Annotated in this window: 13 protein-coding genes and 6 pseudogenes; 8 read left to right on the top strand and 11 right to left on the bottom strand. The window is 64.2% G+C overall.

Features of this window, described 5'->3' with window-relative positions; genetic code table 11:
• Positions 1-32: 32 nt before the first annotated feature.
• Positions 33-1,358 (bottom strand): hypothetical protein, encoded by a 1,326-nt coding sequence (locus tag AB0J10_RS22370; RefSeq protein ID WP_363064201.1) that lies wholly within the window; start codon positions 1,356-1,358, stop codon positions 33-35.
• Between the two features lie 405 nt (positions 1,359-1,763).
• A pseudogene (locus AB0J10_RS22365) lies at positions 1,764-2,009 on the bottom strand (IS5/IS1182 family transposase); the annotation flags it as partial.
• A 3-nt stretch (positions 2,010-2,012) separates the two neighbouring features.
• Between AB0J10_RS22365 and AB0J10_RS22360 the strand changes: the two are divergent.
• Positions 2,013-2,337: pseudogene (locus AB0J10_RS22360) on the top strand (transposase); the annotation flags it as partial.
• A 53-nt stretch (positions 2,338-2,390) separates the two neighbouring features.
• Here AB0J10_RS22360 and AB0J10_RS22355 read toward each other — a convergent pair.
• Entirely contained in the window at positions 2,391-2,981 is a 591-nt protein-coding gene (locus AB0J10_RS22355; RefSeq protein ID WP_363064199.1) for an LOG family protein, read from the bottom strand.
• A gap of 35 nt (positions 2,982-3,016) precedes the next feature.
• Positions 3,017-3,931, bottom strand: coding sequence for a hypothetical protein (locus tag AB0J10_RS22350; protein WP_363064197.1), 915 nt, complete (start codon positions 3,929-3,931; stop codon positions 3,017-3,019).
• Positions 3,932-4,031: 100 nt separating this feature from the next.
• Here AB0J10_RS22350 and AB0J10_RS22345 point away from each other — a divergent pair, with 100 nt between their 5' ends.
• The 5 genes from AB0J10_RS22345 (at position 4,032) to AB0J10_RS22325 (ending at position 10,749) form a co-directional block, all read left to right on the top strand.
• A complete protein-coding gene (locus tag AB0J10_RS22345) occupies positions 4,032-4,880 on the top strand; it encodes a hypothetical protein (RefSeq protein WP_363064195.1) in 849 nt (282 codons plus the stop codon).
• The gene (locus AB0J10_RS22340) at positions 4,877-6,337 is read left to right on the top strand and encodes an FAD-dependent monooxygenase (protein ID WP_363064193.1); all 1,461 of its coding nucleotides are present in this window, start codon (positions 4,877-4,879) and stop codon (positions 6,335-6,337) included. The genes AB0J10_RS22345 and AB0J10_RS22340 overlap by 4 nt, the downstream gene beginning before the upstream one ends.
• Positions 6,338-6,499: 162 nt before the next feature.
• Positions 6,500-7,978: an MFS transporter gene (locus tag AB0J10_RS22335; RefSeq protein WP_363064191.1), complete on the top strand. Its 1,479-nt coding sequence runs from the start codon at positions 6,500-6,502 to the stop codon at positions 7,976-7,978.
• 846 nt (positions 7,979-8,824) lie between these two features.
• Positions 8,825-9,361, top strand: a complete 537-nt coding sequence (locus AB0J10_RS22330; RefSeq protein ID WP_363064189.1) for a GNAT family N-acetyltransferase — start codon at positions 8,825-8,827, stop codon at positions 9,359-9,361.
• A gap of 986 nt (positions 9,362-10,347) precedes the next feature.
• On the top strand, positions 10,348-10,749 hold the full coding sequence (locus AB0J10_RS22325; RefSeq protein WP_363064187.1) for a hypothetical protein: 402 nt from the start codon (positions 10,348-10,350) through the stop codon (positions 10,747-10,749).
• 10 nt (positions 10,750-10,759) lie between these two features.
• Here AB0J10_RS22325 and istB read toward each other — a convergent pair.
• A pseudogene (gene istB, locus AB0J10_RS22320) lies at positions 10,760-11,521 on the bottom strand (IS21-like element helper ATPase IstB).
• Positions 11,518-11,796: pseudogene (locus tag AB0J10_RS22315) on the bottom strand (IS21 family transposase); the annotation flags it as partial. The pseudogenes AB0J10_RS22315 and istB, both read right to left, overlap by 4 nt.
• Positions 11,797-12,109: 313 nt before the next feature.
• Between AB0J10_RS22315 and AB0J10_RS22310 the strand changes: the two are divergent.
• Positions 12,110-12,354: pseudogene (locus AB0J10_RS22310) on the top strand (transposase family protein); the annotation flags it as partial.
• A gap of 13 nt (positions 12,355-12,367) precedes the next feature.
• Here the strand turns inward: AB0J10_RS22310 and truD are convergent.
• The 5 genes and pseudogenes from truD to AB0J10_RS22285 all read right to left on the bottom strand — a co-directional run.
• Positions 12,368-13,291 (bottom strand): tRNA pseudouridine(13) synthase TruD, encoded by a 924-nt coding sequence (gene truD, locus AB0J10_RS22305; protein WP_363064185.1) that lies wholly within the window; start codon positions 13,289-13,291, stop codon positions 12,368-12,370.
• Between the two features lie 4 nt (positions 13,292-13,295).
• Positions 13,296-14,165, bottom strand: a complete 870-nt coding sequence (locus tag AB0J10_RS22300; protein WP_363064183.1) for a hypothetical protein — start codon at positions 14,163-14,165, stop codon at positions 13,296-13,298.
• The gene (locus tag AB0J10_RS22295; protein WP_363064181.1) at positions 14,162-15,175 is read right to left on the bottom strand and encodes a hypothetical protein; all 1,014 of its coding nucleotides are present in this window, start codon (positions 15,173-15,175) and stop codon (positions 14,162-14,164) included. Before AB0J10_RS22295 ends, AB0J10_RS22300 begins: the two co-directional genes overlap by 4 nt.
• The gene (locus AB0J10_RS22290; protein ID WP_363064179.1) at positions 15,162-16,424 is read right to left on the bottom strand and encodes a dicarboxylate/amino acid:cation symporter; all 1,263 of its coding nucleotides are present in this window, start codon (positions 16,422-16,424) and stop codon (positions 15,162-15,164) included. The genes AB0J10_RS22295 and AB0J10_RS22290 overlap by 14 nt, the downstream gene beginning before the upstream one ends.
• Before the next feature lie 629 nt (positions 16,425-17,053).
• A pseudogene (locus tag AB0J10_RS22285) lies at positions 17,054-17,317 on the bottom strand (transposase); the annotation flags it as partial.
• 503 nt (positions 17,318-17,820) lie between these two features.
• Between AB0J10_RS22285 and AB0J10_RS22280 the strand changes: the two are divergent.
• Positions 17,821-18,333, top strand: coding sequence for a hypothetical protein (locus AB0J10_RS22280; RefSeq protein WP_363064177.1), 513 nt, complete (start codon positions 17,821-17,823; stop codon positions 18,331-18,333).
• Positions 18,334-18,547 lie beyond the last annotated feature (214 nt).

The raw sequence follows: 18,547 nt of genomic DNA, 5'->3' as shown, positions 1-18,547 counted from the left end.
CTCGTCGCAGGCCCGGTCTTCAGCGAGCGGAGTCACACCGTTTTTCGCATAGGCCCAGGGTATGTGACAGAGCGCAGAACAGATGCTGCTTCCGAATAATTGGCGTAGGGAAGGAGCCGGGCTCGCATCTCAGCGACAGCAGATTCGACCCGATGCGAACGGACAGAAGTGGACGCCTTGACGAATTGATGCCAGCTGTCGCAGGCGGCGTCCAACTCTCCTTGGGAGAGCTGCAGAACCGCGAGCTTGTGCAGGATCAGCGCGCGGGAACGGCCTTCATACGGAGGGCGCTGGCGGATCGCGGTCCGCAGGAAACTCTCTGCCCTCTGGAAGTCACCCAGGAGCAGTGCGACCTCCCCGTGTTGGTGGGCCAGCGAGCCAAGATGGTAGGCCCCTATCGGCACAAGCGGAATAGCCGAGTCATCAAGCCACCGTTCAGCCAGGCGTAGGCAGTCGCGGGCCACCCGCCGGTCTCCAACGGCCGCAGCAGTGACCGCCTGCTGCCCCATCACGGCGGCGCGCAGATGCCCGGGCACCCGCGGGCTTCCCCGACGCGCTGCCCCTTCAGCAAGCCATCGCGCCTGCCTACGATGCCCAAGCGTGTATGCCTGGACACTCAGGCCGCGTAGGACGGCAGCCGCGGTGAAGTCGTCTTCCGCGCTTGCCGCCAGCCGCAGGCCGCTCACGTAGTAGTGCAGACCCAGACCATGTTGCTCGTCGTCGAAGTGAACGAACCCACAAAGGCAGCTCAACTTTGCGGCGACAGAATAGATGTTACGGCCCACGACCGGGCTGGACGGTGCCGCAAGCCAAGGCCCGATCACAGTAGCCAGATACGTGGCAAGTGCGGTACGCACGTACCCTCCGCCGAAGGTCTGCTCAATGGAGGAGAGCAGCTGCAGCATCGCTTCTGCGGAGCTGACTTCTGCCCTGCCTATGCGTCTCCCGGACGGCCTCGCTGCAGCCCACAACGTCCTGGAGCGTGCCTCTGAGGACATCTCCTCAACGGCGGTGAGAGCATAGACAAGGCGAGAATCGTCCCGCTTGTGGCTGGCTTCTTCAGAGAGCCGTGCCAAAGCATGCAGGACCTCGCCGGCGTCCTCACCACCGAAAGCGGTGCCGGTCTTGCGGCTGTCGTCGGGGCCAGTGAAACCAGCGTCTTCCACCGTCACCTCGCGACCGAGTCTTCGGGACATGGCTTCAGCCACCAGAAGGGGGACGGGCGCGCGCGGCACGGCTCCCGCCAGCCACTGAGCCACCGAGGGACGCTGGTAGCGCAAGGAAAGCCCCGCTTCAGCCGCTAGTACGTTGACAGCCTTCGCCAGGGCATCGCCTGTCCACTGTGCTTCCTTGAGCAAGCCTCGGAGCCGCTCGTTGGGCGCCCGTCTGCTGACCATGAGTTTCCCTCGTTTTGCGATCCCCGCGCAGCGCCATCAGTGATATGAGGGCGGGGGAGCAGCGCCCAGCCATCTGGATTCTGCCGGCGGCTCATCCATCGATTGCAGATCTGCTGACAGATGTAAAGAGGCCGAGCAACCAGGCGTGGGGGCGGGCAGCAGCTGACCGACACCGTACCGGGTGGTGAGACTTCCGGGCTTGATCTGCTTCGACGGACGCCCGAGATCAAGGGGCGGCGTCCGGAGGGTACGGTCGTGGAGAGTTCGGGGTAGGAGCAGCCTTCCGCCCACCGTGGCGGGGTCGGTGCCTGTCCCCAACTGCCCAGCCCTGCAACGAACATGTTCTGAATCACTGAGGCCTTTCCATCATCGGTCTGAGCTGGCCGGATGCAGGGTGGGGACGGCTTGGACGAGTTCGGTGACTCGAGTGGTCGAGCACCGGAGCCTGCGAAGGAGCCGCCGGGATTTCAGGGTGGCCATGGCCTGCTCGACGAGGGCGCAGCTCTTCGCATGGGACCGGTTCACCGCCTGCTGGCCGGTGGAAAGGTTCTCCCATCGTCCCCAGCACGGGGTACGGGTGCCGCCGGCACCCCGGTAGCCCTTCCCGGCCCAGCCCGGTACCCCACCAACCACCAGGTCGTCATCGAGGCCGACACCCGCCTCGTGGTCGCCGTCGGCCGGACCACGGTGATCGCGGACGGCGGCTACCGGGGTACCGGCCTGGTCATCCCGCACCGCCGCGAACGCGGCCAGGCCGAACTCCCAGCCTGGAAGGAGGAGCACAACACTTCCCACCGCAAAGGTCCGGGCCCGCGTCGAGCACGCCTTCGCCCGCATGAAGAGCTGGAAGATTCTCCGCGACTGCCGCCTGAAAGGCGACGGCCTCCACCACACCATGCTCGGCATCGCCCGCCTGCACAACCTCACCCTCGCCGGGTGACGGGGAAACGAGCTGGTCAACCAACATGCCGTAGATCATTTACGGAACAGCCCTCAGGGAGCCGAGCCGGTTACGCGGAGCAGGCGGCGCATCATGTTCGGGATTTCGGCCACGCTGTGCGCTACTACGATTCGATTCACGGACGCTCGATCGGAGAATCCTGCGGATATACACCTCTCGAGCTGGCTTGTCAGGCCATCGAAGAATCGGTCGGCATTCACCAGGACGACGGGTCGGGCGACATCAACTGCACTTCTCGCTACATCCAGAACGCTGCCAAGGACCTCGAATCCGCCGGGCAGAGCTATATACAGGGCCGCTAAGGACTGTAGTACCCTCGCCTTTTCGGCTGGTGCGTCCACGACGTGAAGCGTGCCTATGGGAAGCTCTCCACCGCGGTCTTCCAGGAGATGATTCATAGTGCGCCGGGAGATTACGCCTATGACCGGGGATCCGGTGCGCATGGCGGATGTAGCCAGGGCGTTGCCCATCGATCCCAGGCCAGCATTGTAGGCAACCCCGTAACCACAGGATCCAAGCATATGTCCTACCTCTTCGGCGGCTTCCACGTACTTTCCTCCGTCCCGGCCACCAGCATCACAGAGGACACCAATGAACGGAGATTCTCCTTTTCTGCTGAGCACGGTTCCTCTTTCCGGTTCTTGCTCGCACTGGTCAATCAGGAGCGGTTGACCTCCACCGTAACGGGGCTGGTTTGTGAATCCTGCACCCCGTATATGACATCCTGATCCGGCAGGAACGGACCGAGGTCCAGGAGCGGTCGAGTCTGATGGATTCCCTCGATACGGACCGAATCTGTATCCTGACAGGCGTCAAGTACGGCCCGGGCCAAATGGTGAAAGGTGTGCTGGCTTGAATTGCTCGTGTGCTCGGCGAAGGCCCGAGTGGCCGCCCGATAAGCGTTCAGCCGGCACTTTCCGTAGTCGGCGCTCGGGCGGTTGTAACGCCAGGCAATCCTGCAGCTGATTCCCAGAGCGCGATCTGGTTGATGGGGTGTTGTGGTGTAGAAGTCGCGGGGGAACCCGGTGAACGTCGCACCTGATGTGGCGAAGAGCTCAAGGCCGTCGAGCCCCCCAAAGACATGCAGGTCTGCGTCGCGGCCAAGACGCACTGTCGCGGTGTGTTGCAATGCGCCCCCCGGCGGTCCTGTGAAGTGGCGAGCTGGTCCCGGCGCGGCACCGGGGATGGCTGTGAACTCCATGGCCGAGAGGTGGACGACAGTGGCCTGTACCGAAGGTGCGGCGTCCGTGAGCCTCCTGGCCAGGGCCAGCGCGTACGCCTCGGGCTCCCCATCGCTGTGTTCTGCACCGAGGGCAAGGACCGTGTTGCTGATCGTCCCCGTTGTGAAGAGGCGGCGGTTGTCTCCGTCCTGGTACGCCTCCGGCGGGCCGCCGAGGAACTTAACGTCGCACCGGAATTTACGGATCCGTGTTTTCTCTCCATTGCGGTGAACGAGTAGATACTCTATACCTGACTCTCCGTAGTTGTGTTCGTTCAATGTGTACGCGCGCACAACCGCGTCCTTTCGCAGATGTATTTCGCGGAGAAGTGGAGGTGACTCCTTCGGGGCCACTCTTGGAGTATGAGCAGACACCGTTCTGTAGCGCAATGCACGGGACGACCATTTTTCCGAAACTGTCTTCCTCCTTCCCTGCAGTAATGGAGAATTCCGCATGCACACTGTTCTCGGAATGCACTGCTACGGCAAGTCGGACATCATGCTGACCGGTGTCACGAACGGACGTATACGCGAAATGATCGTATCCGTGGAGATGGTCGGTGGTATGGAGGAGGTGTTCCGTAACGGCGTCAACCAGGACCTGCTGCCCACCTCCTCACTCGAGAACGCCGCCGCTGTCCTGCTGCATGAGCACTTGCAGGACCCGGCCGAGACTTTTGCAGTGGGTCTCGCCCGCAACTTATCGGCCACATGCCGGGCAGTCAGCCTCTGTAAAGTTCGGATTACGGAAAAGTTTTGGTCACCTGAATCTCATGGGGGATCCACAAGAGGGCCAGGGGGAAGCGACGGAAGTATCCTCATAACCGCTGAATCCCGCGGTGCGCAAGTAGCTCTGCATGCCGGATATCAGCAGATCTCTCTCTTCAAACCCGGTGGCACCAGTTTTGCCGGATTTCTCCGAGATCGTTTTACTGATGCCACGGAAACAGAGGATCGCCCCGTTCGGGGAATGGTATCCATCGCATGGCGCTACAGTCTGCCTGCTGGTGATCACCGTGTCACAGGGCCTTTGGTGCGGAAGGCGTTCCTCGCGGCGTTCATGAGGCACAAGGGAAATTCTGTGCAGCATTCCCTGCATGCGGCGGCTGTTGAGGCTGTTCACGCTGTACCGGATATATGTGCAGTCACACTGGACTACGAGTCTGTCGACAGCATTCAGGTGGATCTGGCCCGGTTCGACCGTTCTTCCTCCAGCTCCGTCGTGCGGAGCTGGCCGCGCCCGAGGCATCGCATCAGTCTGACGGTGGGTGCCGACGCGGCCACTGGGGGCGAGGAGCTATGACTTCCGACTCCGCTCTCGGCTTCACCGACCTTGTGCCGCCACGTCATGCGGAGGTCGCCATCGTAGGTGCCGGCCCGACGGGGCTGACATTGGCTGCTGAGCTTGCGCTGCGGGGCACGGAAGCCGTGGTGCTGGAGCAACTTTCTGCAAGGCAGCCCACCTCCCGTTCGCTGGTCCTGCATGCTCGTACCTTGGAGTACCTGGATATGAGGGGCCTGGCCGAGTCTGCCGTCCTGGCGGGTCATCGCTTCAGTACGTATCCGTTGGGAAGTGCCCGCAGCAGCGTGCGCCTGTCCGGGCTTCCGACCCGCTTCCCTTTTGCTCTGAGCCTGCCTCAAAACCGGACGGAAGCGATGCTGGAGCGGCATGCTTCGGTGCTGGGGGCCCGCGTCATCAGAAGAGCTCGGGTGATTGCCTTGTCTTCAGATGCTGAGCAGGTGCGCCTGACACTCGATGTAAACGGCCTTCGTCGGGAAATGACCTGCTCATGGCTCGTCGGCTGCGACGGATCCCACAGCACCGTGCGACGCGCGGCAGAGATCGCCTTCCCGTGCCGCAGGTACCCGGACTGGGTGATCTCGGCGGACGTGGAACTGCGTACTCCATTGTCCGAGCCGTGGAGCCGGTTCAGTGCTGACGGGATGGTCATTGCGCTTCCCTGGGGAGACAGCCGTGGGCGCTTCATCATCTACGACTACCGGAATCCCGGATCAGTCCACGAACTCACTGAAGAAGGACTGCGAAAGACTCTGCTTCGCACGGCGGGCCGTGACTTCGGGGTTCGGAAGTCACTGTCAATGAGCCGCTACCGCTGTGAACAGGGCCACGCCGCAACGTACAGGCAGGGGAGGGTACTGCTGGCCGGTGACGCCGCGCACGTTCACCCTCCCACCGGGGGGCAAGGGCTCAACACGGGAGTTGCGGACGCGCTCAACCTGGGATGGAAGCTGAGCACAGCCATCGCGGACACCGAAGCTGAGCATCTCTTGGACTCGTACAACGCCGAACGCAGTCGAGCCGTATCTCGAATCCTGAGGTGGACGGATGCCTTGCTGAAGTTCAACACGATGTCGACGGTGCTTGGAAGGGCCGCGCGACGAGGGCTGCTCTTCGCAGCGCCTCTGCCCTTTCTGCAACGTCGGATGGCGATGACCCTGTCAGGGCTGGACGTCACCTACCGTACCCAGGAAGACGCAGGCCCTGTGGGGGATCGTGTACCTGACATACCGGTCTTCTTTGCCGGTAGACCGCAGCGACTCTATGAGGTACTGCGCCGGGGCAGGCCAGTACATCTCAGCCGGTCACCCGCGAATCGGCCGATGCACGGTGCAGTCCACGCCTTTCCGCTTCTGGCTGCAGAGCAGCTGCTCCTCTACGGCGATATTCTCGTCCGCCCCGACGGATACATAGCCGATCTCTCTGCAAGCCGGCAACTGGGACGCTGCGATGCCCAGTAGAGGGCATGCTCCGAGGCCATTTGGTGCTCGGCCCTGGGACAATGGCTCTCGCCGGAAAGCCATCGGTGCACGGTCCCGTTCGGTTGTTTGCCAGGCCGTCCGGTTGAGGCTTCTGCTCACCCGCGCGGCGAATTTCGGTGTGCAGCAGTCGAGCGGGTTCGCATGACTGAGTACGGCGTGCATGCACGTTTCCGACTGCAGGCTGCCGCCTGCTACGCGGCTTTTGCGGCCGGCGGCTTGGCCATTTCGATGGCGCCGGCAGCGCTGCCCGCCATGGCCCGCGACCTGGGCATGGACCGGGCCGAGACACAGTGGACGGCATCGAGCTATCCAGCGGTTGCCGGGGCGCTACAACTCGCTGTTGCTCGGTGGTCCGATCGCCTAGGGACGCGGACTACGTTGCTTTCCGGCTTGGCGTTGTTCGCTGTGGCCACTGCCTGGGGGGCCGTCATTTCGGACGCATCACTGCTTATTGCTGCGCGCATCGTCCAAGGCGTCGGCGGTAGCGTCCTGACACCGGTCACGCTCGCATTTCTGGCCACACAGTCTGCCCCGTCGCGGCGTGTACGAGCGGTGGGCGGCTGGGCGGCAACCGCTGCAGCGGCGACCGCAGCCGGGCCGTTACTGAGTGGCGCCATCGTCGACCTCTGGGGTTGGCGTTCTCTCTATCTCTTGCTGACCTGTGAATCCCTGTGCGCTCTGGCCCTGTGCCGGCTGGCGTTGCCCTCACAGTCCAGATCGCCCGCGGAACTCGACATCACAGGCATGGTGCTGTGCACTGCGGTCACCGGCACTTTGCTGGTCACGCTCCTGGGATCCTCCGATCCTCCCACCGCTCGTGCTGCAGCCTTCGGCGCAACGGCCGCGATAGGAGCGGCGGTTCTGCTGGTACGCACGGAAAATAGGCGACACGACCCTATCCTTGACACCGAAGCACTTCGGGACCCGGTCAGACGAACGCTCCTCTTTGCTCTGGCCGCTCTTTTCGCTGCCAATTCCGGCTTCCTCTACTTCAGTTACATCTACCTCGTCCAAGTGCGCGGGCAAACCACCTTTCAGTCCTCACTCTTGCTGGCAGCCGCCAGCGCTCCCGCCGTCATCACCACACGGCTCGCCTCCCGCTACGCAGCCAATAGCCCCGGTGTGGCTGCAGTAGGACTGACCGTCATGGCCTGCTCGCTCTTCCTCATGCCCTTTGCCGGACCGCCGCACGCCACCTCGCTGCTGGTCTATTCAGGAACCGGCATCGGGCTCGGCCTCACCAACAGCGCAGCCCTGGCAGAAATTACCTTGCGCGCCTCTCGGGACCGTGCCGCCAGGGCCGCAGCGACAGCCGCCACCATGTCCATGCTGGGCGGGGCGCTGGGACCGGCACTGGCGGGAACGGTGGTGGCGTTCCACGCCGCCGACTGGCGTCAGGGCCTGGACCTGTCAGCGAAGGTGTCCGAGGCGGCGTACCGTGCGGCAAGTGGAGGCGCTCCGCTGGAGGAGGAGTCCTACCCGCAGTCTCTCATCACTGCCGCAGAGGAGGTGCTGACTCACGGCATCAGCCGGTCCTTTATCGCTCTTGGCCTGTTGACGCTTCTTGCCGCAGTCCTGACAGCCATTGCCTGTATTTCAGCGAGTAGACGCCGAGGTTGAAAGGGCGGGGTGACAGGGTTATGGGGGCTCCTGACCCAGTCCGGTCCCGGTGATGAAGCCGTCGAAGGTCTCGGGGCGGCGTTGGATTTAGCGTAGGCGGTTCTTGACGAGCGGGGCGGGGTCGTCGATCGCGCGGGGTGTGTGGCCAGGGACTTCTTCAGGTGGGCCCAGACACCTTCGACGGGGTTGAGGACGGGTGCGTAGGGCCAATGCTGCTGACTTTAGGCACTTGGGGGAGTTTGCGTGGCTTTGGAGGTGGTCCTGGAGGCTGGAGTGATGGTGATCGTCTCGGGATCTCGTCGCTTCCGGAAGGAAGGTCACCGAGGTCGCCCGACTCCTCGGCATCAGCGGCCAGACGATCTACGCCCGGCGTCGCCAGCACCTCATCAACACAGGCCAGTTGCCCGGCACGACCAGCAGCGACCAGTCCGAACTTGCCGCGGCCCGCGATTCGAAGCCATCCGCGTGATGGTCCGCGAGCACCTGCCGGTGCAGCTGGCCCGCCGGGTGTCGCGGAGTCCGGGTACTGCGCCTGGCGGGACCGCTCGCCGTCGAACCGCCTGGTCGGACACGCGTGGCTGACGGAGGCCATCACGGGCATCCACGCCGCCTCCCGAGGCACCTACGGCTCCCGCCGGGCGCACGCCGAGCTTCGCCTGGGCCTGATGGGACCCTTTCAAAGCGGCCGGGGGTGCTCTCGCCCCATTTGCTTGGTCTATGGACTGTCGGGGGAAGATGGGGAGTGGAGAGCGGCCCTTGATTCCCGCAACGGGTCTGCATGGCCCCCTTGGCTTGATCGGTCCGCAAGCCTTGATCGTTGCCGAGCCTGCTGATTGGTTGGTCGGCATGACTGAACTCGGACCCGTGGCCTGGCCGCCTGCCCCGATCAAGACTGAGCGGCTCGTGCTCCGACAGCCCGAGGCCCGGGACCGTGCAGCGTTCATCGAACTGCTGGCGTCGCCAGAAGTGCACGCCTATCTCGGCGGGCCTCGGTCACGGGACGAGCTTGAGCGCGAGTTGCCTGGGGTGCCCGAGCAGCCGGGGGGTTTCGTCGTTGATCTCGACGGGTCGATGATCGGCCAGATCCTGCTCAGGAGGGCAACGGAGCATCTTCGCCCGGCTGCTGTGGGGAAGGTCGATCTCGGCTATCTGTTCCTGCCGCGGGCGTGGGGGTTCGGGTATGCCGCCGAGGCGTGCGCGGCGGCACTCGATTGGCTCGGCGGTGTTCTTCCCGGCGAGCCGGTGGTGCTCGCCACCCAGACCGCCAACGTCAGTTCGATGCGTCTCGCGGCGAAGCTGGGGTTTGCCGAGGTAGAGCGGTTCCAAGCCTGGGATGCCGAGCAGTGGCTCGGCTTGCGGTCCCCCGTGGTGCCGTTTGCTTGAACTCGTGGACGAAGCCGCGTTGCGGGCCCGTCGACCGTCAGGTCGGCGGGCCCGGTGATCGGTGACGGTCAGCCGGAGCTCACTGGAGGCGTCTGAGCGAGGCGATGTCGGTGACGCGGCTGCTGATCGTGGGGCGGGCGGCTTCCGGAGTGGCGAGCAGGGCGACGATCGTGACGGGCTGGTCGCAGTGCGGGCAGTTTCGGACGGCTGTCGGTGCCAGTGGGTCGATGGGGCCGGGGGGTGCCGGCTGCGGGGGAGGGCTCGGAGGTGTTCGCCGAGGCGGCGTGTTCGCTTCTTCGTCCCGAGCGCGGTTGCGTTGTCGTTCCGACTCGCGACGGCATTCGGGCGAGCAGTAGATCTGACGGAGTCGGGGGTGGGCGGTGAACATGCCCTCGCAGACTGGGCAGGTGTGTGCGGCCAAGCTGGTGGGAGCGCGTCGGTGGGCGGCGCTCTTGCAGCGGGGTGAGCAGCAGATCTGTCTGGGGCTCGGCATGAACTCGCCTTTCTAGACTGCGTAGTTGGTGTGCCCGGGGATTGAGCCGTTCGTCGTTGTGAGTGGGGCCAGGAGACACGTGTATTGACTCCCTTGCGCATGGCCTCGGCCTGGTTCTGGTGGCCGCGGAGTCGGTAGGAGGGTCCGTCGATGCCGGCGACGGCAGCCTGGTGCAGGAGCCGGTCGCATGGCGGCGGCGGCGGTGTCGTCGCCGAAGGCTCCGGACCAGCCGCCAGATAAGACGACACACCGGGCAGGAGCACACGATGGATGGGGAGATCAACAGAGCAGGTTTGCGCTACCCCTAAGCAGCAAGTGGGGAGATTCAAGAAGCGCCATCAGGGATCTGAGCGTCCATCTGAGCCACGGCACCATGGAGTTGTTGATGCGGCACGTGTCGGCGTACTCGCCTATGTGCACCGCGTACGGATGAACCTGCAGAGCAAGGGGAGACCTGTGAAACGCGAGCGTCGTGGTTCGAGATGATGGAGGGGTGTCTCTTCGCTATTTCAATCAGACCGGCTGGACCGCGATCTTCAATGGCACCGACACCGAGATCGGCCGCATGGTGCGTGTGGAGGGCTGGGACCAGGCGACCCGGACGGCCCTGATCGTCGATCCCAAGCGTGGCGCCCTGCGTTCGGTGACTGACTACGAGGACTTCTCACACCTGGAGCGAGCCGACCAGATCGTGGCCGCGGTGCCTGGCGGAGGGTGGCGGGTGCACTGGAAGGACGAGGGCCCAGGGGGAACGCCGCTGACGGAACAGGTATTGGCCTGGCTCATCACCTCGCAGGGGCGGGCGACGGCCATCACGGTCGATGCCCAGGGGCATGTCGAGGATGTCGATGGCGCCGACGCCTTCATCCCGCCGGGCGAGGACCCGGTGTTCTGATCGCAGCTGGTCAGGCCACCTCGTTCTCCCACTCGCTGGCTTGGAGGCGGTTCTTGAAGCTGCGGCCGTGGATGGAGATCACTTCGCAGTGATGGAGAAGGCGGAAGAGGATGGCGGTGGCGAGGACCTCGTCACCGAAGCCCTGTCCTCATTCGCTGGGGGTCTTGTTCGAGGTCGGGATGATCGAGCCCTTCTCGTAACGCTTGGAGATGACCTGGAAGACCAGGTTTGCCTCGGCTCGTTCGAGGGGCTGGTAGCCGACCTCGTCCACCACGAGGAGGCCGGGCCGCAGGTAGGTGCCGAGCTTGTTCGTCACCCGTCCGGCGGCCTCGGCGGTTTCGAGGTTGCGGACCATGTCGTCGAGGCTGGTGAAGCAGATCGAGTAGCCGGCCCGCGGGCCGCGACCGCGAGAGCCACGGCGATGTGGGTCTTGCCGACTCCCGGCGGCCCGAGCAGGGCGGCGTTCGCCTTGCCCTCGAGGAACGAGAGGGTGCCGAGGTCCTTGACGTTCCGCGGGTCGAGATCGGGCTGGAAGGGAAAGTCGTACTCGTCGAGCGTCTTGTGGTGCGGCAGCTTCGAGAGCCGCAGGCCCTGGCGGAAGCGGCGGTCGTCGGACAGCCAGCTTCTCGGACAGCACCAGGTCGAGGAAGTCGAGGTAGCCCATCTTCCCCTCGTCGGCCCGGCGGGTGTACTCCTCGATGGCTTCCGCGAGGTGGGGCAGGCCGAGCCGGCCGGCCGTGGTGCGGATGCGGGTGAAGACCAGCTCGCTCAAGACGTTTCCCTCGTGCTCGGACGGGTGGTGAAGGGACGGGTGCCAGTCGACTCGTCATAGTCGGACAGTGGACGGCGACCGACCTCGATATGGGTGGCCGCGGCCCGGTTCAGCAGAGCCCGCAAAGGCACTGTCTCCTCGCCCCGAGGACGCTCACGACGGTGCTGGGACATCGCCGGTGGTGGTGCGGCGCCCCTTGCCCGTGGGCAGGCCGTCCCAGCCTCTTCGACGACGCGGGCCCCGCGGCGGATCGCCCGCGGGTGGGTCGCCGGCAGCGGGACTGCGTGGACAACCGATGATGGAGTCCTTCTAGCCCGGGTCCAGGTCGAACTCCTCCGCAGACGGTGGCGGACCCCGCCTGGAGCTGTCCACCGCGCTCTTCGAGTACCTGGGGATCTTCCACAACCGACAGCGCAGGCATTCCGCGGTGGGGATGCTCAGCCTGGTGGAGTACGGACTCCGCACCCCGCCGGTAGCGTGAAACCAAGCAACTCGACTCCACCCAACTCGGGACAGTCCGCGAGTCTCCATGCGAACCGGGACGGTTCAGGCATCGTCGAGGCCGGCGCCGAGACCGGCCTCCAGCGCTGGGCGGACAACGCGTACAGGGGCGCCGGGGCCACGGTCCGTACCCTCGGCTGGAGCCGCTGGGAAAGCCTTTTCACCGGTCAGAAGGCCGTAAACCGGTCCCATGCGAAAGTCCCCGCACTCGTCGAGGAGGCCATGGCCCCCTCAAAGCCTGGCGACTTCTCCGCAAACTCCGGTGCTCGACCACTCTCATCACCGCTTTCGTCCAGACCGTCCTCGCCCTGCATCTGGCCAGCTCAGAGTGAGGATGGAAAGAGCTCACTGTCGCTGGACGCACCGGTAGTCGAGTACGGGGCCGAGGAGTTGGGCCAGAGCGCTGCTGGCGTAGACGCCTTCGGGTAGGAAGAACGACAGTTCGCATTGGAAGGCGTGGGGGTGCGCGTCATCGGTGGTGGGCGTTCCGATGTGGATCCGGGTTTGTGCCACGGTGGGGCGCTCGTTCGCGAGCTCGGGGATGGCAGGTACTTTGCGTAGGAGGGCGATCAGGGGATCTGTTGTCGGGGTGAAGGTGTACTGCTGACCGGCCCTGCTTACTTCTGCAACGTCGCCTCCGGCCAGGTCACGCACCAAGGCCCGGAGATGTTCATTCCAATGTGATGCGGCTCTGACCTCAGTGGTTCGGCGCGACGGTGTGCCGGTGAAGTGCTGAGCGTCGAAGTAGTTGAGCAGGTAGTGGGTAATCTGGCGATGCCTTCCCAGATAGCCTGCGGCCTTCTCGTCGAGATGGCGCACGTTTACTCGGAAATTGTTACCGTGCGTCATCCCTACTGATAGGGGGCGGTTGCCTTGCCCCAGCCAGGCCAGATGCAGCCAGCGGTTTCCCCGATGGTGGCGGGTATTAAATTCTTCGAGCGTGCGGCTGGTGCACGTCGGCCGGACGGACAGGTGCTGTTGGGTAATGCCGTCATCGTCCTTGGAACATGCGTAACCGATTTCTTCTGCCGGTACGTCCAGGAAATCTGCGATCGCCGCGATGGCCTGATGCGTATTGGAACCCTGTTTACTGAGCAGTAAGTAGCTGCAGCAATTCTCGGCAGGGGACGTGGCGAGGGGAAGGACGAGAGCTTCGCACACTCGGAAATCGGCGCGCCGTTGCTTGAGGACGGGTATTGAACTCCGGCCGATGGACCATCCCAGGGCCCGGATTTCGTCGCCCGGCCACCCTGATCCTTCAGGTTTCACCGTCTCACGCCTCCTCGCGATGCAATGTGGACCGAATGGCCTCTGCGGCCACGGTGGTGGCCTGAGCATCGTCGACGACATAGATTTCACCCGGGTTGTCGCATCCGTATGCGGACATGTCGGCGAGGCGACGTGTCTGGTGCACTCCTGTGACAACGGATCGGAAGATCTCGGGGCATGCGGTCAGCACTGCGTCGGCGAGCACATAGCAGGTGTGTTCGCTGGAGTGGCTGATATGTTCAGCGAATGCGTCGAGAACGGCCTGTCGGGCCCGCTGTCGACAGCAGGCGAACTCAGTGTTGGAGTCTTTTGGGAACCAGCGTATGTCGATCTCCATCCCCAGGGCTCGATCGTCGAACACTGGCGTGGTGGTGTACTGGTCACACAGAAATCCCTTGAAATGTGAGCCGGTGGTCTTGAACAGTTGCATCCCCCGTATTCCGCCGCAAATGGTTATTCTTCCCTCCCGGTCGATCCGTGCAGTTGCGCTTTGTTTCTCTTGTCCAGAGGGGGCGAATTCCCTAGAGCTGTTCCCGTCCGACAGTCGAAGCGGTTCAAAAGCTGACACCACTACGGTCGTCTCCACCACCCGTGCGGTGGGACAGGCTGTGAGGAAGCGCTCTGCGAGTGCCCTGGCGTAATGTTCGGGCTCGGCCGCTATGTGGCGCTGCGCGAAGGCCAGTACTGTGTTATTGACCGCGCTACTGGGGAGGAGTTCGGTGTTGTCGCCCTCGGTGTAGACTCTCTCGAAGTTGCCTATGAACTCGGTGTTCACACTGAACCTGCGGACGCTGTGCTGTGGTGCTCTGCGGTCCACCACAAGAAACTCGATGTTGGACTCGCCGAAGCTGTGCCATCCGATGCTGGAGTTCACGTGTTCTCTTCCAATCTGGGCAGGCATGCGACGGCGTCGGCCAGGGTTCTGGGGCACACCGGATCGCCCGGTTCGGTCTGCCACGGCCATTCATGCGTTCTCACCGGCGCAAGCGAGGGCAGCACGGTTTTGATACCCAGCCGTTCGGATTCGCGGCTGATGGCTGCTCGGGCGGCACCACCGAGGACCTCGCTGTCGGTGAGGTAGTAGCAGCCGAAGAAGTTTTCGCCGAGTTGACGGTCGGACAGGACTCGGGCCAAACCGCTCAGCATCATCTCCGAGGTCGTGGTGAACTGCGGCGTTTCGAACAGCAACAATCGGTCTCCGATCGCCTCCTCGCCCATGAACTGGGCCAGGACACTGAAGAGGATGTTGTTGCGGCGGGTCACGTACAGCGTGTTGCTGGCGGCGTAGGTGTGTGCCCAGTCCGGGCCCAGTTCTCTTCGCCAGGCACTGAGCACATGCATCCAGTGGCGGACCTGGATGTCGGCGGCCTTGTCCACCGTCAGAGCGAGGTCTGGAGCTATCGAGCGCCCGAATCTCCGCAGCCCTGCCCGGTCCACGGTGTCTTCGACCAGGCACCGGGCGGCGAATGAAACATTGTGGCCGAGGATCTTTCGGAGCAGCGCGATGTCTGAGTCCGGCAGTTCAAGTCGGTACAGGCCTTCCAGAGCGGCTCGGCAGACGTCCGCATAGTCGGCCAGCGGCTGGCGCCAGTCGTAGTCGCGGGAAGCCAGAGCGGAAGCCACGATTTCGTAGACGCCTACCGGACTGTGCCCAACAGCCTTGAAGTGCTCGTAGACGGCCGGCACACATGCAGCCTCCAGTGGCTCCGCACCTGGCGTGTACAGCAGCATGCGTCCGCCCGAGCTGCTGAAGAGCGCCAGAATGACCGGTGTCTGAGCGAGCAGGTTTTCCTGAAAGCGCGCGTTGGCGTGCTCGTAGGCGTCCATCATGGCCACGTTCAGGGCGATCAGGGTCGGCTCGGACGGTGTATTACCGAACTGCATGGCTGCTCCCAATCGTTGAGGTCGGCGCAAGTGGGTCGGCAGCGGCGGACTCGTAGGCGGATGCATCGAGGATCCCGGCGCGCACCGCAACGACGGTGGGTACCAGAGCCTGACCACCCACATTGGTGGCCGTCCTCACCATGTCCAGAAGAGGGTCGACCGCCAAGAGCAGGCCTAAAGCAGCGAACGGAAGGTCGAGCACGCCGGCTGTCAGCGTGAGCATGACCACGGCTCCGTTGAGGCCGGCGGTGGCGACTGACCCGACTACGGAGACAAACACGATCAGGAGATAGTCGGAGGGGCGAAGCTCGATGTCGGAGACCTGGGCGATAAAGATCGCCGAGATTGCCGGAGAAATCGCGGCGCAGCCATCCATCTTGGTGGTTGCTCCAAGGGGTACGGCAAAGGAAGCATAGTCACGTGGCACTCCAAGACGCTCCACGGCACGTAGCGTCACCGGCATTGCGGCGACCGAGGACCGAGAGATGAACGCGTGCCACATGGCCGGCCATGTGACGTGGAAAAACCGCAGGGGGTTGAGGCGAGTAGCGGCGACCAGTACCACTGGGTAGACGATAAAGAGCACGATCGCCGAGCCGACGTTGACGGCAACGGCATAGCGCCCAAGCGATTCGATGACATGTGGACTGACCGTTGCCGTTACGTGGCCAATGAGCCCGAGTGTCCCTAACGGTGAAAGCCAGATCAGCCACCACAGCACTTTCTGAACAATCTCGAACGCCGCCTGATTGAGGCTCAGGAAAGGCTGGGCTCTGTCTCCAACCGCCACTGCTGCCGCGCCCGTCACAACGGCCAACGACACGATCTGCAGTGTGCTGCCTTGCGCGAACGCCTCGATGACGTTGGCGGGGATCAGGCCAGTCAGGAAGTCCAGCCAGGAGCCCTGCCGGGGCTCCTGGCCCGTGTCGATGACCGTGGCCCCGCGCCCCGGAGCGCTGAGCAGCCCCAGTCCGATGCCAATACCTACGGCAAGGAGCGCCGTGACGCAGAACCACAGTAGAGTGCTGATCGCCAGTCTGGCCGCGTTGGCCAGGCCTCGCAACGCCACCGTGCTCGCCACGATCGCGGTGAAGAGGAACGGCGGCACCACCAGCTTGAGCAACTGAACGAAAAGGCTGCCGATCTTTCCCAGAGTGGCTACGAGCCAGTCGAGTTCGGCGTACCGAGCCATACAGCCAAGAACCACACCCAGAACGAGGCCCAGGACAACCCGAACCCAGTAGGGCATCTTCCCGTGGTCGTCAACAACAGCAGAAAACCGCGGCATCACAGGACCCGATCACCAATTACCCGTGTGTTGGTTCCATGCCAGGGTCAGGTCAGTAGCGTACGGCTGCCGGGGGCCCCTGACGTGATGGTGATCAGGTCACTCCCCTCGCAGTCGGTTCCGAGGCGAGTGCCGACTGGAGCACCCGGGGTCGTAGGTCGATCCCGACGCGGGATCACAGTCTCCGGCGCCGTCACCGAGAATAGCGACGGTGGGGTGGTGGCGGCGGAGCTGGTGGCGAGGTGGGGCGGCATCGATGCGCCGAGTCCGGATCGAATGGCGGCTGGAAGATCTATGGGCATGACGGGACCCTTCGAGCACAAACCAAGCTGTCTGAGGCGGAGTCGCGGCGGGACAGGACGAGAATCAGCGGGGCCATTCTTGAACCGTCTGTCCGTCGACTCCCATTCAGGGTGCGATAGGGCTGGGGTGGCCGACAACCGCAGACGCGTCTGGCGCTCGTTAAACTTTAAGGGCTGTTAAAGGCGGCACCGGACACTCATGGCTCGTTCTCAATGTGAGGGCGGCTTGGGCGAGTCCGGTGATTCGAGTGGTCGAGCACCGGATCCTGCGAAGGAGCCGCCAGGACCTCAGAGGTCGTCTTCTCTCGGTGGTTCATCCTGTAACAGGCAATTAATCGGTATCTGCGGGGCGCGCCAGGATACGGTGCTCTCGCCGGTGAGACGTCGGGCCATCAGGTCCGTCATGGTCAGGTGGATCATGGCTTCGGAGCGGACTGCGAGGGTCTCGTAGTCGCGGGCCAGGCGGCGGTGGAGCATCAGCCAGCCGTAGGTCCGCTCGACGGCCCACCGCTTCGGGATCGGGGTGAATCCTTTGGCCCCGGGGGTCTGGCGTCGATCAGGCACGCCGACCGGCGTCGTGAGCGCCGGCGTGGTCCTCGTCGGCGATCGCGTCACGACCGGCAAGTGGGACTACGGGACCGCCGGGAAGAGCCTGGCCTGGACCGCCTTCGGGACAGGTGCCGCCATCAAGTACGCCAGTGGGGTGGTGCCTCCCTCAAGGGGGCCACTTGGGGCAGTGCGATCACCCGGTCCTCCGTCGTCGTCAAGCCGGCGACCACGACCAGCGGGGCGAGCCGACAGTCAGGGGCGATCAACTGGGGTGTCACCCGCGGAAACTCCGTGAGCAACGCCGATTTCGCCCTGGGATTCTGCGGTGCTCGCCCTGCGAGCCCCGGATTGCTCGTGGGCTCCTGCTGAACCGACGGACATCATAAGATCCCGCCGGGGGGCCGTTCCCAGGCCCCCCGGCGGGCTCCAGCACACGAAGGACGGGAAGCCGAATGGAATACGGCCGTGTGACAGGCGGGCACGTGCTCCGTCGGCGATCCTTCCGGGTGCTTGCCGTACTGATTTTCACCTTGGTCGGCGGGGCATCTGCACTGGCCTTCTACGACGCGCTGTGGAGGGACGAACCGGATGGCTGGATGGCGGCGGCTTTGATTCTCGCGGGTGGGGCGTTCTGCTACCGCATCACGAGTTCCCGGGTGCACGCGGGTGCGAGCTCTCTCACCGTAGTCAATCCGCTCTTCAGCTACGAGGTGCCCTACGCCTCGATCCACAAGATCGAGGTCAGTGAGTCCGGGAGCCTGACGGTGCTCCCCAAGGAGAAGATCGCGGACACCGAGGGCGAGGGGTACCTCGTGGTCGGTTTCGCGGGTTCCCTGCTCGACCGCGCTTTCAGAACTTCAGACAAGGCGGCCGCCGAACTGAAGAGGCATCGCAACAGGGGACGACGCGCGCCCGGGGCGGACGGTCCGATACGCCGGAAGCTGGTCGCCGACGTCGTCGCGGACGCGCTGCTGCTGACGGCCGCTGTCTGCGCGGTGCTGTTCCTGACCCTGCGGTAGCAGGTCACCACGACCGAGGCCGGTGCCCGCCTACGGGCGATCACGATGCCGGGTGATTCTTGGGTGATACGAGAGGGCCCCACCAGCCGCCGCCGGCTGGTGGGGCCCTCCCACATCACCTTGCGGCCTTGTGTGTGGTTGGTGGTGATGTTGGTTGATCTGTGTGGTTGGTGTGTGGTGGGGGTTGAGGTAGGTGGGTTGATGGTGTCGGAGT

The organism is Streptomyces sp. NPDC049887, assembly GCF_040656535.1.
Taxonomy (GTDB): Bacteria; Actinomycetota; Actinomycetes; order Streptomycetales; family Streptomycetaceae; genus Streptomyces.
This window is presented reverse-complemented; position numbering and strand designations above follow the sequence as displayed.